Here is a 5922-nt window from a genome sequence, read left to right as displayed (position 1 = left end):
GTCCCGGGGCGGTCCCGGCTCCGCTCCGCCGGCCGCCGCCGCGGGTACGGACAGGCGTCGGCCGGACGCCTGCCGGGCCGGCCCGGCCTGCTCGCCGTCGACCGCGTCGGGCAGTCCGACCACCGCGGCCCAGCCGTCCGGCTCGACCAGCGATTCCACGGTCGCCATGAGATCTGCGAACATCCGGTCGACGTCCGCTCCCGCGAACAACTCCTCCACCAGTGAGAAGACGACCACCAGCTCTCCGCGCAGCTCGAACAGCCGCACCTCCAGGGCCACCTGGGGCGTCCGCAACTGCTGGTGGTGGCTCAGCAGGTCGATCGCGCCCAGTGGCCCGGCCTCCTGGGGCACCTCGCTGCCCAGCGCCGCGTCCACTCCCAAGGTGGACTGGAAGACGACGGGTGCCACCGGGCGGTGGGTGCCCCGGCGGCGGCCCAGTTCGCGGGAGACCTCCACGCCGGTGATCAGGTTGTGGGCGAGCGCGTCGCCGATGTCCTGCTGCGCGCGGCCGGCGAGGTCGGCGAAGACGGGGGCCCCCGGCAGGTCGACCGGCAGGAGCATGGTGGACGAGAAGGCCCCCACCAGGCGGGATACGTCGGGGTGGAGCGGAAGGCGGTTCAGCTGGAGGGTGTTGAGCAGGAAGCGGCGGTGGCCGCAGGCCCGGGCGACGGCGGCGGCGAAGGCGGCGAACATCGCCGCGGACGGGGTCACACCGTGCTCGGTGCACAGCCGACGCAGCTGCGACCAACGCTCCGGGTCGAGCACCGCCTGCCGGGTGCCCATCAGGGTGGGGCGCACCTCGGCGGGGTCGGCCACCAGCGGCAGGGCCGGCGGCAGCGGGAAGTCGTCGAGGCGGTCCCACCACCAGTCGCGGTCCTGCTGCCATGCCTCGGTGCCGGGCAGGTCTCGCAGGGTCGTCACGTAGTCGCCGTAGTCGATGTCCAGGGGTGCGAGGACGGCGTTGTAGTCGGAGACCAGGGCGAACAGGTCGCGGTAGAAGACGCCGGAGGACCAGCCGTCGATGATCAGCAGGCTGGTCGAGGAGTGCAGCCGGGCGCGGTCGCCGGGCATCAGCGTCAGGCGCATGTCCAGGCCACAGCCCCGGGACGGGTCGGGGCCCTCGGTGCTCATCTCGTGGCGTATCTCCGCGAGCCGTGCCGCGGCCGTCTCCTCGTCGGCGTCGCGCAGGTCGATGACCTGGAGCTGCGGTATCGCCTCCGGATCGTCCAGGGGCAGGATGCGCTGCCGGCCGTCGGGCAGGATGCGGGCCCGCAGGACGGCCTGGTGCTCGGCCAGTCTCTCCAGTGCGTCCTGCAGTGCCTCGGGGGCTTCGTCGGCGTCGATGTCCTCCAGCCCGATGTCCACGTAGTGGTGTGCGGAGCGGTAGGACAGCTCCCAGGCGTCCTGCTGGCCCACGAAGTAGCCCTGCTGGAGCGGCAGGAGCGGGAACGGCGCGTCCGGGTCCTCGCGCCGGCGCAGGTCCAGGGGCAACGGGCGCAGGGCACCCGTCCCCGATCCGGTACTGCGTTCGTGGACGAGGGCGGCGAGCTGCGCGGCGCTCTGTTCGACGCGGACGTCCGCCAGCGCCAGCGGCGTGCCCAGCCGTTTGCGCAGCATCGCGGCCATCCGGACGGCCAGGACGGAGTCGCCGCCCAGACTCAGGAAGCTGGCGTCCGCCGGTACGGCGGCCAGGTCGGTCTCCAGGGCGTCGGCCCATACGGAGCGGACGGCGTCGACCAGGTCGGCCGAGGTCTGCCCGGCGGTGTGCTCGGGTGCGGATGCGGGGGTCAACAGAGGGCTCCAGTCGGGTTGGCGGGGCGGATGATGTCGTCCACGGCGTGGATCCGTGGGAGGGGCAGGGCAGGGGGCAGGCGGCCGGCGAGCGCTGCACGGACACGGCCGGGATCCGGGCGGGCGCCGCGTGACCTGACACGGCCGGCGATGACGCGCTGGCCCGCCGAGGCGAGGGGATGCTCCTCGTACGGCAGGACGGGCAGCGGGTCGAAGCCCGCCGCGTCCAGCTGCCGTGCCCATTCCCCGGCGGTGAGGAAGACCCGGTCCTGGCCGGCCCGCAGGTCCGTGAACCACTCCTGTTCGCCGGGCGCGGGCGACATCAGCAGGCACATGGAGGTGAGCGCCTGGTAGTGCTCCCGGCACGACTCGACCAGGACCAGCAGCCCGCCGGGCACCAGCAGTTCCCGCAGGGCCGCCAGACAGCGTCCGGCGTGCCGTGCGTTGTGCAGGACGTTCGCCGCCAGGACGACGTCCTGGGATTCCGGCTCCAGACCCTGTTCGAGCGGGTCGGCCTGGATGTCGAACAGGGCGTGCCGCAGGCCGGGGTGCTCGCCGAAGACGTCCCTGGCCGCTCGCAGGAAGAACGGGGAGACGTCCGTGAACAGGTAGTCGACGGGCGTGTCGCCGAGCGCCTCCAGGACGGTGCTGGTGGTGCCGCCCACGCCGGCGCCCGCTTCGAGGACGCGCAGGGGTGCCGGCTCCGTCCGGCGGCGGGACTCGCCGGCGATCAGGGACGCGGCGGCGTGGTTGACCCAGCGGCTGGGGACGCTGTCGCGGTAGTTGCCCTGCGCGGTGCCCGTCTCCCCGTCGGGGAAGAGGACCTCCTGCAGGGAAGTGCGGTCCTGGAGCAGCAGCGGGAGCCGTTCGGCCGCGGCCCGGAAGAAGCGGGTCATGGACGCCGGGTAGCCCAGGCCCGCACAGGCGCCGTCCAGCTCGCGCAGCGCCCGGGCGTGGTCGCGGCGGTCCGGCACCGTGAGGGAGTGGTGGCGGCCCGTCGCCGCGTCCAGGCGGAGCCGGCCCTCCGCGGTCAGGGTGCGCAGCCAGCGCCGTACGATCCACGCGTGCCGGGGTGCGACCGCCAGGGTTTCGAGGATCTCCTCGGTGCGGGGCCGTCCGCCATCGCGGAACAGACGGGTCCGGTCCAATACCCGGGCCATCGTCAGCAGCGCCGTCTCGTCGAGCTGCCGCATCAGTGCCGGGAGAACGGTCGGGTCGGTACCGCGGACGGCGGCGTCACCGGTGTCCGCGGCCCGGCGGGCGGCGCGGACGTCGTCCCGGCCGGGACCGGATGACGGCCGCGCCAACGAGGGCGGCCCCGTCACCAGCAGGGTGCCCTGTCCACCACCGCGCACCAGCTGCCACTCCGTCACACCGGGCAGCCCGGTGAGGGTCTCGTCGGTGAGTGCGTCGTTCACGCGTGACCGTCCTCGATGACGTCCACCACGGTGATCGCCGGTGGGACCGTGTCCGGTTCGGCCCGGCGCAGGTGGTCGCGCAGCACCTCGGGCAGACGCCGCCGGACGAACAGGGGGAACGGCTCGTGGGCTACTGGGCCGGAGGGCGCCGGGAGGCCCTCGGCCGCAGCGGGCGCGCAGTCGGCGGGAGCCGCCACGGCCAGCGTGCGCGGGTCGGCGGCGTCGAGCAGTACGGCGGCGTCCGCTCCCCGCAGTGCCTCGCGCAGGGCGTACGGGGTCACCGCCCCGGGGGCGTCGTGGAGCAGGGCGTTGGGGATGCCGTGGACGACGACGGGACCGCCGACGAGCGCGTCGCGCAGCGCTTCCGTGACATCGCTCCCCCGGTGTCCGTCCCAGGGCGTCCGGCGCACGTGCCGGGTCCCCGCTCCGTCGGTGTGCGGGCCGACGCGCAGGACGACGTCGTAGCGGTAGCGGGTGAGTTCGGTGTCCTCGGCCATGGTGCGGGCGTGCACGCTCATGCGGACCGGGCGGGGCCGGTCCGCGAGCGCGGCGGCGACGGCCGCGGGGGTGAAGGACAGTTCCTCGTCCGCCTCGGCGGCGGCCGCGGCCCTCGCGGCGATCACCGTGCCGTCCGCCTCGGGGTCGCGGGCCCGTTCCAGCCGTGCGAAGTGGTCGAGCAGCAGGCCGGAGTGCCGGATGTCCCCGACGATCACGGTGCCGCCGTCCTCGACCGCCGACAGCGCCCCGTGCAGGACGGTGGTCAGGTAGGCCAGGTCGGGGAAGCACTGGGTGACCGAGTTGAGCAGCACGCAGTCGGGGAGCGCCCCGAGGCCGAAGGCGGCGTCCATGGCGTCCCGTACCCGGGGCGCGGCCGTCTCATGGGCGGCGGCCCGGACGAACGCGGTGCGGGACAGGCCGGCCGCGGTGAGGCGGTCCACCGCGACCTGGGCGACGTCGGTGCCGGCGTACCCGTCCAGGTGCGGGTGCAGGCGGTGGGCGAGCAGCCCGGTGCCACAGCCGAGTTCCAGGACCCGCCTCGGACGCTGGGCCAGGACGAGGTCCACGGTGCGGTCCACCCAGTCCCGCATGTGGGCTTCGGGCAGCGGTGCTCCGGTGTCGGAGGCCCGCCACCCGGACAGGTCGAGGTCGTCGGCGTGCCGCCCCTCGGCCGTCTCGTACGTCCACTCGTAGACCTCGGCCCACTGTTCGAGGTGCTCGCGCATCAGGGGGCCCGGCTCGGGTGCGGCGGTCACGGCGTCCGGGTGCGGGACGACCCGGACGCCGCCGTCGGGTGCGGGGCGGGCCCGGGCCACCCAGGGATGGGCGGCCAGCAGGTCCGCGATCCGGCCGGTGTGTTCAGCCGTCGTGTGGTCGGACACCGGAGTGCTCCGTTCTCTCGTCGAGGGGGTGGTCGGGGGTCGTGTGCGGCCGTGGGATCAGGCGGCGCCCGGTCAGGTGGAGGACGCTGTCGGCGCGGGCGGCCGTGCCGGCGTCGTGCGTGACGGTCAGGACGGCCGGGCCGTCCTTTCGCAGCCGGTCCAGCAGGTCGAGGACGAGTCGTGCCGAGTCCGGGTCCAGACCCGCGGTGGGCTCGTCCAGCAGCAGCACGTCGGGCCCGGCGGCGAGCGCCCGGGCGAGGACGACCCGGCGGCGCTGGCCACCGGAGAGCGCCGCCGGTCTGCGGTCGGCCAGCCCGGCGAAAAGTCCCACTGTTTCGAGGAGCTCCCGTACGCGTTCCCGTCCAGCCGCTGCGGTCGTGCCGTGGAACACCTTCAGCGGCCGGGCCACCGCCCGGCCGACGGTGTGCGCCGGGTTGAGTTCCGCCACCGTGTCCTGTCCGGCCAGCTGGACGGCGCGCAGCATCCGCCGGTCGCGCGAGCGGGTCCCGGCGGGCAGCGGGCGCCCGTGCAGCAGGAGTTCCCCGGCGGCCGGCGGGCGACGGCCCGCGAGGGCGTGCAGCAGGGTCGTCTTTCCGCTGCCCGACCGTCCCGTGACGGCCAGCCAGCCGCCCACCGGCAGGTCCAGGTCGCCTGCGTCGAGCAGCGGTGTGCCGTCCGGGGTCCGCAGGGTCAGGCCCCGAGCCGACAGCACGGGTGCCGGGGGCGGGGCAGGTTCCGCCGCCGTGCGGGGCGGACGCCCGGCCTGTGGTGACGCGGGATCGGCGATCGGGCGGAGCGGTTCCTTCCGCGAGGTGCGCGTCATCCGTCCGCGCACGGCGGCGGTCACACGTGACCTGTACCGCGCGGTGGCACCGGCGGCCGGGTGCGCGTCACCGGCGAGCACCAGTGTCCGGTCGGCCAACTCCGCGGCCAGCCGGGCATCGTGTGTGACCAGGACGACGCACCGACCGGGGATCCCACGGCGGGACCGCACCTCTTCGGCCACCAGGTCGGCCGTCGCGCGGTCCAGTGCCGAGGTCGGCTCGTCCAGGACGAGCAGCTCCGGATCGGCGCACAGGGCCCGGGCCAGGGCAACCCGTTGGGCCTGTCCGCCGGAGAGTTCTCCCGCCCGGCGGGAGGCGAGTCCGGGCGGGAGGCCCAGTCGGTGCATCAGGTCCTCGACCCGCCGGGCGCGGGCGGCGGCATCACCGGGGAACTCCTCGCCGATCAGCCGGTCCACGCGCCACAGCGGATGGAGGGCCGCGCCGGGGTCCTGCGCCAGCCAGCCGCACCGGGCGCGCCGCCACCGCCGGGCCGTCCGGCCGGGCGACACG

Annotated in this window: 4 protein-coding genes; all 4 read right to left on the bottom strand. The window is 75.1% G+C overall.

Going from position 1 to position 5922, the window contains the following annotated elements:
• On the bottom strand, window positions 1-1791 hold a 1791-nt coding region (locus tag B7767_RS18275), incomplete at its 3' end, for a condensation domain-containing protein (protein WP_085573124.1).
• Window positions 1788-3209 carry a class I SAM-dependent methyltransferase gene (locus B7767_RS18270; protein ID WP_085573123.1) on the bottom strand — a complete coding sequence of 474 codons (1422 nt, stop codon included), beginning with the start codon at window positions 3207-3209 and terminating at the stop codon, window positions 1788-1790. The genes B7767_RS18270 and B7767_RS18275, both read right to left, overlap by 4 nt.
• Window positions 3206-4588, bottom strand: coding sequence for a class I SAM-dependent methyltransferase (locus B7767_RS18265; RefSeq protein WP_218775799.1), 1383 nt, complete (start codon window positions 4586-4588; stop codon window positions 3206-3208). The genes B7767_RS18270 and B7767_RS18265 overlap by 4 nt, the downstream gene beginning before the upstream one ends.
• Window positions 4566-5922: ABC transporter ATP-binding protein (locus B7767_RS49335; RefSeq protein ID WP_085573122.1), on the bottom strand; the 1357-nt coding region annotated here is incomplete at its 5' end. The genes B7767_RS49335 and B7767_RS18265, both read right to left, overlap by 23 nt.

This window comes from Streptomyces sp. 13-12-16 (assembly GCF_002114215.1).
Taxonomy (GTDB): Bacteria; Actinomycetota; Actinomycetes; order Streptomycetales; family Streptomycetaceae; genus Streptomyces.
Note: the sequence above shows the minus strand (reverse complement) of the source record. Positions and strands in the feature narration are given on the sequence as shown.